This window comes from Variovorax sp. YR216 (assembly GCF_900107745.1).
Taxonomy (GTDB): domain Bacteria; phylum Pseudomonadota; class Gammaproteobacteria; order Burkholderiales; family Burkholderiaceae_C; genus Variovorax.
This window is the reverse complement of record NZ_FNRO01000008.1, coordinates 117,186-133,921: the sequence shown is the minus strand read 5'-3', so window position 1 is coordinate 133,921 and position 16,736 is coordinate 117,186. Positions and strand designations below refer to the sequence as shown.

General features: G+C 65.4%; 18 protein-coding genes. 5 read left to right on the top strand and 13 right to left on the bottom strand.

Features of this window, described 5'->3' with window-relative positions; translation table 11 throughout:
• Positions 1-9: 9 nt before the first annotated feature.
• The 5 genes from BLW05_RS20770 to moaC all read right to left on the bottom strand — a co-directional run bounded on the left by BLW05_RS20770 (position 10) and on the right by moaC (position 3,506).
• A complete protein-coding gene (locus tag BLW05_RS20770; RefSeq protein WP_093165459.1) occupies positions 10-1,152 on the bottom strand; it encodes a PilW family protein in 1,143 nt (380 codons plus the stop codon).
• Between the two features lie 5 nt (positions 1,153-1,157).
• Positions 1,158-1,601, bottom strand: a complete 444-nt coding sequence (locus BLW05_RS20765; protein WP_218135200.1) for a type IV pilus modification PilV family protein — start codon at positions 1,599-1,601, stop codon at positions 1,158-1,160.
• Positions 1,602-1,615: 14 nt separating this feature from the next.
• A complete protein-coding gene (locus BLW05_RS20760; RefSeq protein ID WP_093165534.1) occupies positions 1,616-2,203 on the bottom strand; it encodes a GspH/FimT family pseudopilin in 588 nt (195 codons plus the stop codon).
• Positions 2,204-2,222: 19 nt separating this feature from the next.
• Positions 2,223-2,723 carry a type IV pilin protein gene (locus tag BLW05_RS20755; RefSeq protein WP_305516979.1) on the bottom strand — a complete coding sequence of 167 codons (501 nt, stop codon included), beginning with the start codon at positions 2,721-2,723 and terminating at the stop codon, positions 2,223-2,225.
• Between the two features lie 300 nt (positions 2,724-3,023).
• A complete protein-coding gene (gene moaC, locus BLW05_RS20745) occupies positions 3,024-3,506 on the bottom strand; it encodes a cyclic pyranopterin monophosphate synthase MoaC (RefSeq protein WP_093165456.1) in 483 nt (160 codons plus the stop codon).
• A 66-nt stretch (positions 3,507-3,572) separates the two neighbouring features.
• On the opposite strand from moaC, the gene BLW05_RS20740 reads away from it, so the two are divergent.
• Positions 3,573-5,144: a M48 family metalloprotease gene (locus tag BLW05_RS20740; protein WP_093165455.1), complete on the top strand. Its 1,572-nt coding sequence runs from the start codon at positions 3,573-3,575 to the stop codon at positions 5,142-5,144.
• Between the two features lie 6 nt (positions 5,145-5,150).
• Here the strand turns inward: BLW05_RS20740 and BLW05_RS20735 are convergent, their stop codons facing one another.
• From BLW05_RS20735 to BLW05_RS20725, 3 genes are read right to left on the bottom strand one after another with little or no spacing between them, the layout of a single operon-like run.
• Positions 5,151-5,504, bottom strand: a complete 354-nt coding sequence (locus BLW05_RS20735) for a phage holin family protein (RefSeq protein ID WP_093165454.1) — start codon at positions 5,502-5,504, stop codon at positions 5,151-5,153.
• A gap of 16 nt (positions 5,505-5,520) precedes the next feature.
• Positions 5,521-5,985 (bottom strand): hypothetical protein, encoded by a 465-nt coding sequence (locus BLW05_RS20730; RefSeq protein ID WP_093165453.1) that lies wholly within the window; start codon positions 5,983-5,985, stop codon positions 5,521-5,523.
• Between the two features lie 56 nt (positions 5,986-6,041).
• Positions 6,042-6,779, bottom strand: a complete 738-nt coding sequence (locus tag BLW05_RS20725) for a TerC family protein (RefSeq protein ID WP_093165452.1) — start codon at positions 6,777-6,779, stop codon at positions 6,042-6,044.
• 412 nt (positions 6,780-7,191) lie between these two features.
• On the opposite strand from BLW05_RS20725, the gene BLW05_RS20720 reads away from it, so the two are divergent.
• On the top strand, positions 7,192-7,662 hold the full coding sequence (locus BLW05_RS20720) for a DUF3717 domain-containing protein (RefSeq protein WP_093165451.1): 471 nt from the start codon (positions 7,192-7,194) through the stop codon (positions 7,660-7,662).
• 4 nt (positions 7,663-7,666) lie between these two features.
• Positions 7,667-7,972, top strand: a complete 306-nt coding sequence (locus BLW05_RS20715; protein ID WP_093165450.1) for a hypothetical protein — start codon at positions 7,667-7,669, stop codon at positions 7,970-7,972.
• 130 nt (positions 7,973-8,102) lie between these two features.
• Here the strand turns inward: BLW05_RS20715 and BLW05_RS20710 are convergent, their stop codons facing one another.
• Together BLW05_RS20710 and purB are read right to left on the bottom strand one after the other, a co-directional pair.
• Positions 8,103-8,663 carry a YaeQ family protein gene (locus tag BLW05_RS20710; RefSeq protein WP_093165449.1) on the bottom strand — a complete coding sequence of 187 codons (561 nt, stop codon included), beginning with the start codon at positions 8,661-8,663 and terminating at the stop codon, positions 8,103-8,105.
• An 82-nt stretch (positions 8,664-8,745) separates the two neighbouring features.
• The gene (purB, locus tag BLW05_RS20705; RefSeq protein ID WP_093165448.1) at positions 8,746-10,125 is read right to left on the bottom strand and encodes an adenylosuccinate lyase; all 1,380 of its coding nucleotides are present in this window, start codon (positions 10,123-10,125) and stop codon (positions 8,746-8,748) included.
• Positions 10,126-10,290: 165 nt separating this feature from the next.
• Here purB and BLW05_RS20700 point away from each other — a divergent pair, with 165 nt between their 5' ends.
• Positions 10,291-10,902: a glutathione S-transferase N-terminal domain-containing protein gene (locus BLW05_RS20700; RefSeq protein WP_093165447.1), complete on the top strand. Its 612-nt coding sequence runs from the start codon at positions 10,291-10,293 to the stop codon at positions 10,900-10,902.
• Positions 10,903-11,195: 293 nt separating this feature from the next.
• Here the strand turns inward: BLW05_RS20700 and BLW05_RS20695 are convergent, their stop codons facing one another.
• Positions 11,196-11,771, bottom strand: a complete 576-nt coding sequence (locus BLW05_RS20695; RefSeq protein WP_371126954.1) for a glutathione peroxidase — start codon at positions 11,769-11,771, stop codon at positions 11,196-11,198.
• A gap of 141 nt (positions 11,772-11,912) precedes the next feature.
• On the opposite strand from BLW05_RS20695, the gene BLW05_RS20690 reads away from it, so the two are divergent.
• The gene (locus BLW05_RS20690) at positions 11,913-12,770 is read left to right on the top strand and encodes a ferritin family protein (protein WP_093165445.1); all 858 of its coding nucleotides are present in this window, start codon (positions 11,913-11,915) and stop codon (positions 12,768-12,770) included.
• Positions 12,771-12,901: 131 nt separating this feature from the next.
• Here BLW05_RS20690 and BLW05_RS20685 read toward each other — a convergent pair whose 3' ends face one another.
• Complete coding sequence (locus BLW05_RS20685) at positions 12,902-13,945, bottom strand: septal ring lytic transglycosylase RlpA family protein (protein ID WP_256330415.1); 1,044 nt, start codon at positions 13,943-13,945, stop codon at positions 12,902-12,904.
• Positions 13,938-16,724: a bifunctional [glutamate--ammonia ligase]-adenylyl-L-tyrosine phosphorylase/[glutamate--ammonia-ligase] adenylyltransferase gene (glnE, locus tag BLW05_RS20680; protein ID WP_093165444.1), complete on the bottom strand. Its 2,787-nt coding sequence runs from the start codon at positions 16,722-16,724 to the stop codon at positions 13,938-13,940. Before glnE ends, BLW05_RS20685 begins: the two co-directional genes overlap by 8 nt.
• Positions 16,725-16,736: the final 12 nt, after the last annotated feature.

The window sequence follows — 16,736 nt, the reverse complement described above, 5'->3', positions numbered from 1 at the left end:
GATGCTTGTTCAGGAGTTCCACAGCACATTGCGCAGCGGGACGATCGTGTCGTAGACCTTGTAGCGGTAGTGCTGCCAGTCAGTGAGTTGATTCACCTTGAGCGCGATGCACTTGCTGCTGCCGTTGCATGTGGTCGTGGTGGGGCCCGTGATCGTTGCGGTGGATCCGACGTCCCACTGCGGTGCATTCGCAGTCGTGGTGACGATGTCTTTCTCGTATTCGGCACTGCGCGCCACGACGGCGATGCGGATCGCGACCACCCTGCGCCAGTCGGCATTGGTCAGCGGCGTCACGTTGTCGTAGGTATCGACGATGACGTTGCCGCTGGGGTCGACGGTTCCCTTGCCGTAGAGCGCCTGCAGATTCACGATCTGCGGATAGAGGTCTTGCGGCGAGGACAGGCCGTTGGCAAGCGAGAGATCCGCGACCTGGAGGGCTTCGGCGTTGTTCGTCGTGTTGATGGAATATGTGCGTGAGACGAACGAGCCCATGTTCAACAGGTAATCGCCCTTAACGTAGCCGGCGGCGGGAAGCACGCTGTTCTGGTTCCATTTGCTGCTGCTGGTCAGCACGTGCGGCACCACGGTCGGGCTCAGCGTGGTCGTGACGTCGGAGGTGTCGTTCGTCACGCTGAACAGGCTGCACCAGTGGGTCGCGTCCTGCGCCGTGGGCACTGCGATCATCCAGGTTCCGGCCGTGGTGCCGAACGATGCATTGACCGAGAAGTGGTTGTCGGTGGCGGTATGGGCGCCCGCAAGGGCGATGGGGATCGAGAACCCCGCGGACCTCCCGCGCAGGATGGTGATCGTGTCGGGGGCGCCGTTCGCGCCGTCGTTGATGATGACCGGCGCCAGCGTGAAAGTGAACGGGGCACCGGTGTCGAACTGCGCGTGCACGGGACAGCCCAGCGCGTCCAGGCTCTGCGTCGCGCCGTAGCCCGCCATCTGGATTTCGCGCTGTATCGTGTAGAGCGCCATTGCGCCGTTCACCTGCGCGTCGCTGCCCATGGCCACCGAGCGCTTCTTACCCTCGGCGAGAACCAGGACCTGCGTGATCACCAGCACCGTCAGCATGCCGAGGACGAGGCCGACCATGAGCTCGACCAGCGTGAATCCGCCCTGGCCGGTACTTTTGAAGTTCGACTTCCGCATTTCGATCAGCCCCCGGGTTGTGCGACGGTGGTGTGGGTCACGTACTGGTGCGACTCGCCGCCTGGCACGCTCCAGGTGATGGTGACCGCCACATCCCCGGTCGTCGCATCGACCGTGACGGCGCCGGTGCCGGCCGGCAGGCTGTTGCTCACCTTCGTCTGCCATTCCTTGCACATCGGCTTGGACGCACACCCCGTGCCGTTGTAGCTCGCCATGTTGGTCAGGTCGGACCACATGCGACCGACGATGTCGTTGGCGAGCAGCGACGCGTCGGCCCGAAACTTGGCGTTGGTCTGTGCATGCGTCATCGCGGTCTGAAGGCCGACCAGGCCGATCACGCCGAGCATGAAGATGAGCATCGCGACCAGCACCTCGATCATCGCGACGCCGCGGGCTCGATCGCCGGCAGACGCACGCTGCTTTCTTCGGTTCAGCTTTCGGGAGTGCATCTTCATTCCTCGCTTCAGCACTTGCGCGGATCGGTGTTGTCGCTGATGCGGGGGTCGCACATGCGAACCAGCCCGGCCGACGAAACCACGAGCTGCAGATTGAGGCTGTTGCCGGTTCCTTTGACGTCGATCTTCCGGATGGAGTCGGTATTCGTGACGCGGCCAAAGCCGTCGAACGTGACGGTGGTGGCGGGTGTGGTTCCGTCGGACTGCATCGCGGCAACGGTGACGTTGCCCCCTGCATCACCGATGGCGCGGCCCGTGACCAGCATCGGCGAGGAGGTCGTCGACGGACCGTCGGCGCAATGGCCGACCGGTGAATTCACGCTCACCACCCAGGAGCCGCTGACGCTCGACAAGGTGCAATCGTTGCTGAGGACGCTGGGGTTGCTCGGTGCCACCAGCCAGAACGACACGTTCTGATTGCGCCGTACCGCTTCGCCGCGGGCAATCTGGATTCCGTTCTGGAGCGTGTCCGCGACATTGCGTATGCGCGCATTTCCTATCCAGCTGGCGACATTGGGCGCCGCGACGGCAAGGATCATCGCGAGCACCGCGACGGTGACGACGAGCTCGACGAGCGTGAAGCCGCGTTGGCGCATGGTCCGTTCCGTCCAGCGGTCAGCAGGTGGGGGATTTCATGAGCCAGCAGGTCACGTTGCTCATGGTGGTGCCCTTGAACTTCGTGGTCGCACGATCACCGTTCTGGTTGATCGTGTACACGTTGCCTAGTGCCTGGCCGGCGTTGCCCGTCGCCGTGACGGTGTAGGTCTGTTGCGTGGTGTCGCCGGTGCCCGTGTTGGTGGCGCAACTGAAGCTGAAGTACTTCGCGCTGGTCGGCGCGAAGTTGTTCCAGCTGCTGGCCGTCGTATCCGGTGCGCATGCCGAACTGGAGCCGTAGTTGCGGTTGTCCTGGTAGTACTGCTCCATCTTCGACCGGTAGTCGGACAGAAAGCCGAAGGCCTCCTGGATCTGGCCGCGCCGGATGTAGTCGTTGTACGCGGGCAGCGCGATGGCGGCCAGGATCCCGATGATCGCCACCACGATCATCACTTCGATCAACGTGAAGCCGCGGGCGCCAAGGCGTCCGACAGAAGTGCGCGAGCAGGGCTGTTTTTTCACGATGCGGGGCTTTCGGGTTGCGGAGCAACTTGCAGAGAATCAGATGTTTCTCATTGTGTTGCCCGATTTTTTGAGAGCCAGAGCCGCTGATCAGCGTCGGGACACCGTTTGTCTTTTTTGACCGGTCTCAAGCCAATTCCTGCACGTTTATGCGAATTGGCTGATTTGGATGAGAGATTTAATTACCGGAGCGCACGGAATGACCTGCCGATCGCTTGGGCGGTAATGAAATGGTGTGCACCTGCATCGCGGGGTGCCTTCGCCCCGGTCAGGCGATGAATGGACGCTTGGACGCGCGCTTCAGCGCCCCGCGACGTAACTCCCCGACTTCCCCCCATGCTTCTCCAGCACGTGGATGTCGGTCATCGTCATCCCCCGGTCCACCGCCTTGCACATGTCATAGACGGTCAACAGCGCCACCTGGACCGCGGTCAGCGCCTCCATCTCGACCCCGGTCGGCCCGACCGTTTCGACGGTCGCGGTGCAGGTGACCTGGGGCACGGGGCTGTGCGCGAGCGCAAAGTCGACCGCCACCCGCGTCAGCGCCAGCGGGTGGCACAGCGGAATCAGGTCGCTGGTCTTCTTGGCTGCCTGGATACCGGCGATCCGGGCGACGCCGAGCACATCGCCTTTTTTTGCCGTGCCGGATTCGATCAGCGCCAGCGTGGAGGGCTGCATCTCGATGCGGCCGGTGGCCACTGCCACGCGGTGGGTGGCCGGTTTGGCGGCCACGTCGACCATGTGGGCCCGGCCCTGGGCATCGAAATGGGTGAGTGTGCTCATTGTGAACGTTGCGCTGAGTGCCGCATCATACGAGGCCGAGACGATGACGACGAACCCCGCGCTTTGATGACTTCATCCTCTGATTCCACCTCCAGGCAGCGCTCTGCTGCGCGTCGCCGGCTGCGAACCCTGTGTGCCGCGTTGGCGGTCTCCGCTCAGCTGGTGCTCCCCGTCCCGGCTTCTGCCCAGCTGCCCAGCATGGGCGACAGCGAAATGACCGCCGCGGCCGAACGCCACCTCGGCGACGAAATCGCCCGGGAGCTCTACCGCGACACCGACTACATCGACGACCCGGTGCTGCTCGAATACGTGACCGATATCTGGCAGAAGCTGCTGGCCGCGGCCCGGGTGCGTGGCGAGCTCACGCCCGAACTGGACGAGCGCTTCGCCTGGACCATCCTTCTGGGCCGCGATCGCAACATCAACGCTTTCGCGCTGCCGGGCGGCTACCTCGGCATCAACCTGGGGCTGATCGCGGTGGTCGGCAGCCGTGACGAGCTCGCCACGGTGCTCGGACACGAAATGTCGCACGTCACCCAGCGCCACATCGCGCGCATGATGACCTCGCAGAACAAGCAGTTACCGCTGATGCTCGCGGGCATGATCCTCGGCGTGATCGCGGCAAGCAAGAGCCGTCAACCCGACGCCGGCCAGGCCGTGATGATGGGCAGCCAGGCGGCTTTCATGCAGAACCAGCTGAGCTTCTCGCGCGACATGGAACGCGAGGCCGACCGCATCGGCTTCGGCGTCATGTCGCAGGCAGGCTATGCCCCGCAGGGCGCGGCGTCGATGTTCGAAAAGCTCCAGTACGCCTCGCGTCTCAACGACAACGGCTCGTACCCCTACTTGCGCAGCCACCCGCTGACCGGCGAGCGGATCGCGGACATGCAGGCGCGCTTCCAGATGCAGCCCGGAACGAAGACGCCCCTGCCTTTGCTCATGGATCACTCGATGATCACCGCCCGCGCGCGCGTGCTGACCCGTCCGGGCGTCGATGTGCTGCGCCAGTGGGTCGATGTGCCTTCCAGCGGCGAGTTCGCCCGGAGCTCGCCCGCGCAACAGGCCGGCACCCTCTACGCGGCAGCGCTCTCGGCGAGCGAGCTGCGTGATTTCAAGACGGCCCGTGCCTTGGCGCAGCAGCTGCAGACGCGCACCGCCGGGGATCCCTCGGCTGCGCGACTCGCGCGCCTGCTCTCGGCGGAGATCGAGTTGGCGGCAGGCGCCGCGCCGGCCGCCGCGGCGCTGCTCAACCCCAAGGCCCAGGACCGGCCGGAAATGCTGCTCGCCGCCCAAGCCGCCGTGGCGACGCGCAATCCGGCGCCGATGGTTCAGCCTCTGCGTGACTGGGTCGCGACGCATCCGCGCGATGCGACCGCATGGCGGACCCTGTCGAGCCTCTATGGCGCGCAGAACGACACCGTCCGCGCAATCCGCGCCGACGCCGAGGCCAATGTCGCGACATTGGACTATCCGGCGGCGAGGGACCGCCTCAAGGCGGCGCAGGACTTCATCCGCGCCAGCGCGCGAACGCCGGGCGCTGCGGTGGACAACTACGAAGCCTCGATCATCGACACACGTGCTCGCGCAGTGGAGGCACTCGTGAAGGAGCAGGCCGCGGACATGCGCGCCAACAGGTGACCAAGGTCAGCGCTCGGAGAACAAGCCGCCCAGCGCCGATTCGATGATCAAGCCCAGGATCGAGTAGAGCAGCGATCCGATCAGGGCGGCGATGAAACCATCGACATGAAAGCCCGGCAGCAACCCTGATGCGGCCCAGAAGAGCAGCGCGTTGATCACGAACAGGAACAGCCCCAGCGTGACGATCGTGACCGGCAGGGTCAGCACCACCAGCACCGGGCGCATGAACATGTTCAGGAAACCGATCACCGCGGCAGCCAGCAGTGCCGAGGTGTAGGTCGTGACCTGCACGCCGCTGTAGACGTAGGCGACTGCCAGCAGCGCCAGCGCGCTCAGCAGCCACTTGATGAGAAGTCGCATTCGGCCGGTGCCGCGCTTACTCGGACATCTCGTTGGCCAGCATCAGCAGCGCGCCCATGCCGACCACTGCGCCCGGGAGTGCCCAACTCGATTGCCCGGGCGGTGCCACATCCGGGGCCACGGGTTCGAGATCGACGCCCACCTTGGGTCGGCGCCCGTCGATCACCTGGGCTACACCATGCTCGAGCTTCAGTCGCTTGGTCAGGTCTGTCAGCGGCCCCTTGGCCAGGACCGGCGTGACCAGGCTTCCCCGCGACTGCAGCAAGGGCAGGAGTTGTTCCTGCACTTTTGCGAACCACTTGCCGCGCCAGTTCTCGCGTGCGCTGTGGCTGACCCACTTGCTGATGCGGTGCGTCATGCGCGGTGCACAGGCCACCAGCACCCAGTGGCGCACCTCGACATCGGCCTCCGAGGCCGCCATCCGGGCGAGAAACTCGCGCGCGTAGGCGGGGTCGTCGACGTAAAGAATGACCTTTTCCATGAGTGCTCCTTCTTTCGTTGGTTGGAGTGGCAGAGACATTGAGTCCAGAGTGCGGATCAGGCCGTGACGGTCTCGCCCGGCTTGGCGCGGCGGCCGGCCAGCCACTTGCCGATCGCGAGCACCAGCAGCGCGCCGAGGACACCTGCGGCATAGCGGACCACGTCGGTTTGCGGCAGCTTCGGCACCCAGGTCCAGTCGGCCGGGTTGGCGATGGACGGGTCCGACACGGCCATCGTGCCGGCAATCCAGCCCAGCAGCATGCCGCCGAGCGTGATGATGATCGGGAAGCGGTCCATCAGCTTGATGACCAACTGGCTGCCCCAGACGATGATCGGGATGCTCACGAGCAGGCCGAAGATCACCAGCGGCATCTGGTGCCCCTCGCCGGCGCCTTGCGCGGCACCGGCGATCGCGATCACGTTGTCCACGCTCATCACGAGGTCGGCCACGATCACGGTCTTGACCGCGGCCCAGAGCTTGTCGCTCGCGGCGATGTCGCCGTGCGCATCGTCATGTTCCGGGGCGAGGAGCTTGACGCCGATCCACACCAGCAGCAGCGCGCCGGCGAGTTTCAGGAACGGGATGGCCAAGAGGGTGAGCGCGAAGAAGATCAGGACGACGCGCAAAAGAATCGCGCCCGCGGTGCCCCAGAGAATGCCCTTCGTGCGTTGCGCTGGTGGCAGCTTGCGGCAGGCAAGCGCAATCACGACGGCGTTGTCGCCACCGAGCAGGATGTCGATCATGATGATCTGGCCGACCGCGACCCAGAACTCGGGGGTCAGAAACTGTTCCATAAAGTCCTCTGTTCGTTTCGATTCCTTCCATGCAGGTCGGATGAAGCGGCCGGATGAGGACCATCGCCCTCGTGGAACACGCAATCGCTTCGATCGAACCTGCACAGGTCAAATCGAAGGTCTTGCTCGACAGCGTGGGGCTGCCCGACAGGCCGGAAGTGTTGTGCTTCGTATTGACGACCTGGCGATACCCGCTTCTCGGAAAAGCGGGCGGGAGCTACTCCCCTTCGTGGGCGGGATTAGAGCATCGCAACTTGGTCGTGGCAACCCGACGCGCAGGGGGATTCAAAAGAAAGGCGCTGGAATGCCTCGCCACAAAAGGACTGGATGCTATGTATTCGATAGCGCGCAAATCCTTTGCAGATCCCGGGAAATAGCCGGACTATGATCGCCGCCTTGCATTTTTTGACCCATGGCCGCCATTCACATCACCGACATCGAGGCCGCCATCAATTACTGGCGCGACCGGAAGCCCTCGCCCGACGGCATCACCCTCGCACCCGAGCTGCGCGCTCTGGCGGAGGTCTATGCGCTGATGATCTTCCATCACGAAGACGAGGTCGACGAAGTCGGCTTTCCCGCCAAGGCCTGGGACGCCTGGCTCACCTGGTACCAGACCACGCCCGACACGCCCTGCATCGCCATCTGCTCCACCAGCCAGGGCGACGATGAGTGCAAGGGCTGCGGACGCAGCTTCGACGAAGTCCAGCATTGGCCCGCCATGACCCCGGCGGAGAAGCGCTCGACCTGGCGCCGCATCACGATGCAGGATTCGGCCTGGCGCTTCAACCGGTATGCCGAGCGCGCCCGTGAAGCCGAACACGTCCGTCCGGAAGACGAAGGCGGCGCGCCGGTCCCCGAAAGCGACAAGCACGCAGGCTGAGCCCATGCGCCGCATCGCGCAAGCCCCCAACCTCGCCATTGCGACCCTGTGGGTGCATGCCCTGCGCGAGGGCGGCGTCGATGCCTCTGTGCAGCGCGAATACCTGGGTGCCGCGGCCGGCCAGCTGCCGCCCGATCAATGTCTGCCGGAGGTCTGGATCGAGGACGAAGCCCAGCTCGATCTCGCCGAACGCCTGCTGCACGAATTGCGGCACCGACCTCAACGGCGCTGGCAGTGCCTCTGCGGCGAACTCGTCGAAGGCGGCTTCGAGCAGTGCTGGCGATGCGGCGCGATGATGCCGGGCATTTAGCTTACCCCCAGCCTCGCCCACTTCGTGTGGCTCTGCACCCCCTTTCAGGGGGCAACACCAGCGGCCCGGCAAAGCCGGTTCCGCGGTGTTTCACCAACGGGCCTGGCTTCGCCGGCCACCTGGGCACAAGCTACTTCAATCGAAGTGGTTCGATATCGATGTTGTGCGTGCCGTCGCCGAGCATCAGCACGCCTTCCTGGATCGTGGCCTGCAACTGCATCGAACGCTGTGCAAGCGCCGCCAGCGATTGGGCCGCTGCGGTCGGAATGCGGAACACCGACAGGTTCTGTGGCCGCGTCAGCTTGCTTTCGATGCCGCGCCACCAGATCTCGGCAGCGTGGTTGAAGGCGTAGACGATCACTTCCTCGGACTTGCCGCAGGCTTTCACGATCGGCTTGTCCTCGGGCTGGCCGACTTCGATCCAGAGCTTCGTCTCGCCGGTGAAGTCGCGCAGCCAGACGTCCGGCTCGTCCGGATTCGAAAGCCCGGCGCCGAAAGCCAGCGTGCCATCGCCGTTGCAGACATCCTGCAGCTTGTACGCGTTGAGCGCCAGCGCGGCGAGACGAATCATCATCCGCTCGTCGGTCTCGCTCGGATGACGCGCCAGTGTCAGCGCGTGGTCCGCGTAGTAGCCGTGATCGATGTCTGCGACGGCGAGGTTCGCCTTGAAGATGGTGGACTTGAGTGCCATCAGATTCGCCGCCGGGCCGCCTCAAGGCGAATCAGCCCCCTCGGGGGGCAGCGAGGACACGAAGTGCCGAGCGTGGGGGCGTTCATGCCCGCCGGGCCAGTTCGGCGGCTTTGCCGATGTAACTCGCGGGGGTCATGGCCAGAAGACGCTCCTTCTCGGCTTCCGGAATTTCCAGCGAACGGATGAGGCCGTGCAGCGCCTCGGCAGTCACGGTCTTGCCGCGCGTGACTTCCTTGAGCTGCTCATACGCACCCTGCACACCGAACCGCCGCATGACGGTCTGGATGGGCTCCGCGAGCACTTCCCACGATGCGTCGAGGTCTTCCGCCAGGGCTTCCTCGTTCAGCTCGAGCTTGCCGAGACCGGTGGCGAGGCTCGCATAGGCCAGCGTTGCGTAGCCGAGCGCCACGCCGATGTTGCGCAGCACGGTGCTGTCGGTCAGGTCGCGCTGCCAGCGGCTGATCGGCAGCTTTTCGCTCAGGTGGCGCAGCAGCGCGTTCGCGAGGCCGAGGTTGCCCTCGGCGTTCTCGAAGTCGATCGGATTGACCTTGTGTGGCATCGTCGACGAGCCGATCTCGCCCTTCTTCAGGCGCTGCTTGAAGTAGCCGAGGCTGACGTAGCCCCAGATGTCGCGCGAGAAGTCGACCAGGATCGTGTTGAGGCGCGCCACGGCATCGAAGATCTCGGCCATGTAGTCGTGCGGCTCGATCTGGATGCTGTAGGGCTGGAAGGTCAGGCCCAGGCCCAGCGGCGCGGGCGTCTCGATCACCTTGCGGCTGAAGGCCTCCCAGTCGAAATCGGGCCAGGCGGCGATGTGCGCGTTGTAGTTGCCCACGGCGCCGTTCATCTTGGCGAGCAGCTTCACCCCGGCGATCTGCTCGCGTGCCTTCGCGAGGCGCACTGCGACGTTGGCGATTTCCTTGCCCACGGTGGTCGGGCTGGCGGTCTGGCCGTGCGTGCGCGAAAGCATCGACACGTCGGCGAACTTGATTGCCATTTCGCGCAGCGTCGCGATGATGCCGTCGATCGCGGGAAGCACCACCTTCTCGCGCGCCGCCTGGATCTGCAGGGCGTGGCTGGTGTTGTTGATGTCCTCGCTCGTGCAGGCGAAGTGCACGAACTCGGAAGCGGCAAGCAGCTCGGGACGGGCCTCGAACTTGGACTTGATCCAGTACTCGACCGCTTTCACATCGTGGTTGGTGGTCTTCTCGATCTGCTTGATCGCGATCGCGTCGGCTTCGGAGAAGTTGGAAACGAGTCCGAGCAGGTACTTGCGGGCGCCGCCGGTGAGGGGCTTGAATTCGGCGAAGCCGCAGTCGGAAAGGGCGATGAACCATGCCACTTCCACCTGCACGCGCCTGTGCATGTAGCCCTGTTCGCTCATCAGCGGACGCAGGGCCGCCAACTTGGCCGCGTAGCGGCCGTCGAGCGGGGAAAGGGCGGAGACAGTGGAGAAAGTCATGCGCGAATTTTAGGTCGCGCCATGTTCCCGGCAATTTCAGTCGGCCGTCGCCGGGTGCGTCGAGCGCGGCATCAGGCGGACACTCGTCGGCCAGGGCGATCGTCTGGTCTCGTTCTCATAGAATCAAAGCGCTACAACGATGACCCTGATGGGGGGAATGCCCGCATGAAACTGATCGGATCCGCTGCCAGCCCTTATGTGCGCAAGGTACGCGTGGTCATGGCCGAGAAGCGGCTCGACTACCAGTTCGTGTTCGAAGACGTCTGGTCTGACGACACCACGATTTCCAGCGCCAACCCGCTCGGCAAGGTGCCTTGCCTGATCATGGACGGCAGTGAAGCGATGTTCGACTCGCGCGTGATCGTCGAGTACCTCGACACGATGTCGCCGGTCGGCAAGCTGATTCCGCAGCAGAGCCGCGAGCGCGCCGAGGTCAAGACCTGGGAAGCGCTGGCCGACGGCGTGATGGACGCCGGCGTCCTGTGGCGTCTGGAGGTCACCTGGCCCAAGCGCAGCGAGGGCGAGCGCAGCCAGGCATGGATCGATCGCCAGCGGGCCAAGGTGCTCGCCGGCATCGCGGCGATGTCCAAGGGGCTGGGCGACAAGCCCTTCTGCAGCGGCATCCACCTGAGCCTGTCGGACATCGCGGTCGGCTGTGCGCTGGGATGGATCAGCTACCGCTTCCCCGAGATCGACTGGCGCGCCGACCACGCCAATCTCGCCAAGCTCTACGACAAGCTGATGCTGCGCCCGAGCTTTGCCGAAACCCAGCCCTGACGCCCGGGCGGCCACAAAGCAAAAAGCCCCGCATTGCGGGGCTTTTTGCTGTCCGGTCGCTGATCAACGCCGGGAGTCGGATGAAAAATGTTGCGAGGCGCCCCGAAACGAAGGAGGGAGGGAGGGAGGAGGAGAAGAATCGCCTCGGGATTTCAACCAAACGGCAGGCGCCTGGAAGACCTCGCAACATGAAAATCGTCGGGTGTTTCGCACCCGAAATCGTATGAGCGCGGCCCTGCGACCCGGTTCCCTGCCTAGAGGTAAACATTTGTGACGCCTCGGTAAAGAGACTGTCAATCCGGGTTGACCGCCAGTTGTTTTTCCACGTCGCGGATGAAAACCCGATCGTCCGGCGACGTGAGGCTCGAGTAGGACTCGACGACCTTGCCGTCGCGCGCGATCAGGTACTTGTAGAAATTCCACTTCGGCGTGGTGCCGGAAACCTGCGCCAGCTCCTTGAACAACGGGTTCGCGTCGTGTCCTCGCACCGAACTCTTGGTGAACATCGGAAACTTGACGCCGAAGGTGCTTTCGCAGAAATCGGCGATTTCCTTGTTCGAGCCCGACTCCTGTGCGAAGTCGTTCGAAGGAAAGCCCAGCACCACCAGCCCGCGCGACCGGTACTTCTGGTCGAGCGCCTCGAGACTCTTGTATTGGGGCGTAAAGCCGCAGAAGCTCGCCGTGTTGACCACGAGAACGACTTTGCCGGCGTATTGGCACAGCGCCTGGGGCTTTTCGTCCTGGAGCCGCGGGAAGGTGTGCTGCAAAATCGCGGGGCAGGTGGTGGGTGTGGTGTTCTGGGCGGCGGCGGTCGTGGCCGCACAGCCGGAAATCAGGGCGAGGAGACAAATACGGATCGAGCTTCGCATTGCGAATTCCCTTCGAAATAGCGGGGGCAAAAGGCCGCGCATATCGCTGTGCCGCCCCGGTGCGCAACCGCATCATCGCTCGCCTGTCATGGGGCCGCCAAACCCCCCCGATTAAAATCCTGCGGCTCAAGAAAGATACTTATGCTGTACCCGGAACTCTTCAGACAACTCGAATCCGTCCGTTGGGACATGGACAAGGACATTCCTTGGCAGTCCTTCGACGGGTCGCTTCTGTCGGAAGAACAGGCCCAGACCATCAAGATGAACGCGATCACGGAATGGGCTGCGCTCCCGGCCACCGAGATGTTCTTGCGGGACAACCGGCACGACAGCGATTTCTCCGCGTTCATGTCCATCTGGTTCTTCGAGGAACAGAAGCACTCCCTGGTGCTGATGGAATACCTGAAACGCTTCAGCCCGCAGCATGCCCCGACCGAGCAGGAGCTGCATGACGTGCGCTTCGACTTCGATCCCGCGCCGCCGCTGGAAACGTTGATGCTGCACTTCTGCGGCGAAATCCGCCTCAACCACTGGTATCGCCGCGCGGCCGAGTGGCACACCGAGCCGGTCATCAAGCACATCTACACCACGCTGAGCCAGGACGAGGCACGCCACGGCGGCGCTTACCTGCGCTACATGCGTCGCGCACTGGAGAAGTTCGGCGACGAGGCGCGTGCCGCCTTCACCAAGGTCGGCGTGCTGATGGCCAGCGCGCGGCGCACCGCGCAGGCCCTGCACCCGACCAACCTGCACGTCAACAAGGCGCTGTTCCCCAACGACACCATCCAGAGCCGCGTGCCGGATCCGAACTGGCTCGAGCACTGGCTCGACAAGCAGATCAAGTTCGACGCCGTCTGGGAAACCAAGGTCGGCGACCGGATCCTGCACAACCTGAGCCTGCTGATGAACCGCAGCTTCAAGACGGTGCAGGAGCTCAACCGCTATCGCAAGGAAATCGCCGCCTCGCTCGGCCCCAAGGCCGAGTACCAAGGCGCATAAGGAGCTCGCCCCCAGCCTCGCCCACTTCGTGTGGCTCGGGCACCCCCTGCCGGGGGCAACACCAGCGGCCCGGCAAAGCCGGTTCCTCGGTGTTTCACGAATGGGCCTGGCTGCGCCGGCCGAAATCCCGATCAGCGGCGTTCGACGATGACGGGCGCGAGCTGGAGCCCATTGCGGACCTGCTCGGCCGCGTCGCGCGCGAGGTCGCGCGATGCGTAGGGGCCGGCTTGGATCCGGTGGACGCCCCGCTCGCTGAAGACGTTGAGAGACGGCGCCAGTCCCGGCATGTCGCGCGCCACCTGGTGCTGAAAGCGCACGGCGCCGTCGCGCTGGCTGAAGGCGCCAAGCTGCACCCAGAATCCCGCCGAGGGGCCCGCGGCCGCTGGTGCGGCGGGCAGCGGCGACGCATTCCGCGGTGCTGCAGCCGGCGCGTCGATCGGCGTCATCGGCGGCAGCGCCGTCACTTCCATTGTTTCCACGCCCGGCGTCGCTGCGACCGGAGCGGTCAGTGCCACGGGCACGGCGACGCTTTCTGTTGCAGCGACCTGGATCGGCCTTGCGACCGGCGTCCCCTGCTGCGCGAACTGCGTCGTGTCGGCGTTGCCGCGCCGCCATGCCCCCGTCCGGATGTCCTCGTTCGTGATGCGCTCGATCTCCACGGGCGCGACGCCGCGCAGCAGGTCCAGCTTGAGCGCGGCGGTGTAGCTCAGGTCGATGATGCGATCGTCGTGGAACGGCCCGCGATCGTTCACGCGCACGATCACCTCGCGCCCATTGGCCGGATTGCGCACCCGGACGTAGCTCGGCAGCGGCAGGGTCTTGTGCGCCGCAGTCATCGCATACATGTCGTAGGGTTCGCCGCTCGCGGTCGACTGGCGATGGAACTTCGTGCCGTACCACGACGCCAGCCCGCTCTCGCGGAAGGGCCGGTCGTCCACGATGGGCACGTACGACCTGCCCAGCACCACGTACGGCTTGCTGGTGCCGCCGTTGCCGCGGATGGCTTCGATGCGCGGCTCCGCGTCGGGAACCTGGCTGAGATTGCCGGGTGGACTGGCCTCGGCGCCGTCGCGGCCGCCGCGCGGGCCGCTCGCGCAGCCGGCGAGAAAGAGAAGCGTCGCGCCCGCGATCAACGCCAGGGCACGTTGCGATGACCGGCGCCGCGCCTCAGTCAAAGACCGCCTTCCACAGAGTCAACATGGCTTCTCGCTCAGCCACGAGCGACGTCAGCGGAACCTGCGTCGGCTCCTCGTTGAGCCGCGCCCGATGCTGCACCCGGCGCAGTTCGCGATACGCCGCGGCCGCTTTCTGCCCGACGCCTTCAGGCAGCAGGCCTGCGTCTTCGGCGCGCTGCAGCAGTGCGATGTTGCCGACGTTGGGGATCAGTTCCGGGTGGTCCTTGGCCGCTGACAGCAGCAGGAACTGCACCGCGAACTCGGCATCCACCATGCCGCCCGCGCTGTGCTTGACGTCGAAGCGGTCCGGTTTCACCGGGCGCGCCGAGCGCACCTTCTCGCGCATCGCGACGATCTCGGCCTTGAGTGCTTCGCGGTCGCGCGGCGCGGTGATGACCGCCTCTCGAACGCGATCGAAGCGCTCGCCCAGCGACGGCTCGCCGAGCACGAAGCGCGCGCGTGTCATGGCCTGGTGTTCCCAGGTCCATGCGGTGTTGCTGCCACGGCCGAGCTGGTATTTCTCGTAGGCCTCGAAGCTCGTCGTGAGCAGCCCCGAATTGCCGTTGGGCCGCAGCGCGGTGTCGATCTCGAAGAGGTCGCCCTCGCGCGTCTGCACCGTGAGCCAGTTGATGAGCTTGCGCACGTAGGCGGCATAGACCTCGCCGGCGCGGTCGTCGTCATCGTCGTAGACGAAGACGATGTCGAGATCGCTGCCGTAGCCCAGTTCCTTTCCGCCGAGCTTCCCGTAGCCGATGATCGCGAACTGCGGCTGCTCGCGGTGCGGGTTGCGCACATGCGGCCAGCACCACCGCGCGGTCACGCGCAACACGGAGTCGGCCAGTGCACTCAGGTCGTCGGCCACCTGCTCGACCGTGATGCGGCCGTCCACGTCGCGCGCGAGCGTGCGGAACACCTCGGCGTGATGCGCGTGGCGCAGCAGGTTCAGAAGCCGCTCCTCGTCCGCCTCGCCGGTGCGCGTGAGCGACTCGCGGCGAGCCTCCAGCTCGCGCTCGAACTCCGACACCACGAAGCGGCCCGACAGCATCTCGTCGCTCGCGAGCTCATCGATCACGCCCGGGTGCTGCATCAGGTAGCGCGCGGGCCATTTCGCCGAACCCAGCAGGCGCAGAAGACGTTCCTGCACCGCGGGACGCTCGACCAGAAGCGCGATGTAGTTCTCGCGCCGCAGCAAGGGCTCGATCCAGTCGGCCCAGCGCAGTGCGCCTTCGACGTGGTGGCCGACCTTGCCCGGCGCTTCGCTGTCGGGCTCGCGCAGCCACTGGCCGGTCCGCTGCACCAGCTGGCGCAGCCGTGCCCGCGTTTCGTCGCGCAGCGCAAGTATCCGCGGGTTGTCGCGCCAGGCCTTGATGCGCTCCGCAAAGGCCTCGGGCAATTCCTCGATCAGGTCGGAAAAGTCGGCCGGCGGCGCACTGCGCCCGCCGCCGTTGCAGCCCTTGCAGGGCGCCTTGCCGCCGAGCAGCTTGTCGAACTCCTGTGCGACGAGCTCGCGATGTGTGTCGAGTTGCGCGAGAAAGGCGCAGCAATCCGCATAGCCGAGCGTCTCGGCGATCCACCGCACGTCGTCGTCGTTGACCGGCAGCACATGGGTCTGCTGGTCGTCCAGGTACTGGATGCGGTGCTCCACCCGACGCAGGAATTCATAGGCCGAGGCCAGCGCATCCGCCATTTCCTGCGGCATCAGGTTGGCGCGCGCGAGGCGTTGCAGCGCATCGAGCGTCGGGCGGGTGCGCAGCTCCGGGAACTGGCCCCCGCGCACCACCTGCAGCAGTTGCACGGTGAACTCGATCTCGCGAATGCCGCCGCGCGACAGCTTCACATCGTTCGCGCGCTCCGGCCGGCCCGCGCTGCGGCGCGAGGCCTGCTCGCGGATCTGGCGGTGCAGCGTGCGCAGCGAATCGAACACGCTGTAGTCCAGGTAGCGGCGGAACACGAAAGGCAGCACCACGCCACGCAATGCCTGCGCCGAGCCGCTGGTCACCACCGAACGCGGTGCGACCACGCGGCTCTTGAGCCACGCGAAGCGCTCCCATTCGCGGCCCTGCACCTGGAAGTACTCTTCCAGCGCATCCAGCGAGACCACGCTGGGGCCCGAGTTGCCGTTGGGTCGCAACGCGAGGTCGATGCGAAACACGAAGCCGTGCTCGGTGGTGTCGCCGACCAATGCATAGATGCGCTTGACCGCCCGTGCGAAGTACTCCTGGTTGGAGAGCCTGCCGCGTCCGTCGACATCGCCCGCGGTCTCGCCGTCCTGGTCGTAGAGATAGATCAGGTCGATGTCGCTCGAGACATTGAGCTCGCGCGCGCCGAGCTTGCCCATGCCGACGACCCAGAGCTGGGCGCGTTCGCCGTTGGGGCCGATCGGCGAGCCGTGCATCGTGTCGAGCTCCGCGCAGGCTTCGTGGCAGGCGACGTCGAGGGCGAATTCGGCCAGCTCGGTGACCGCAGTGGTCACGACCGCGAGCGGCGCCTGTTCGTCGCAATCGAGGGTGATGAGCCGCTCCATGACGAGTTGCCGCACGGTGCGCAGCGCGTCGGCGACATTGTCCCCTCGGTTGCGAAGGGATTCGTACGCCGCGGCCATGTGCGCCAACACCGGTGCGCCCGGCGGCAGCAGCGGGAGTTCCGCGGCATAGCGCCGGCGCAACCTCTGCACGAATCGCGAATGGCCCGAGATGGGCGAGGGGAGGCTGGGGGGTGGCGATGGCCGATGCGACACGGGGTGGGGGTGGGTGGAACCCGGTTGGAGGCTGGCAGTCATAATTCCCGGCAC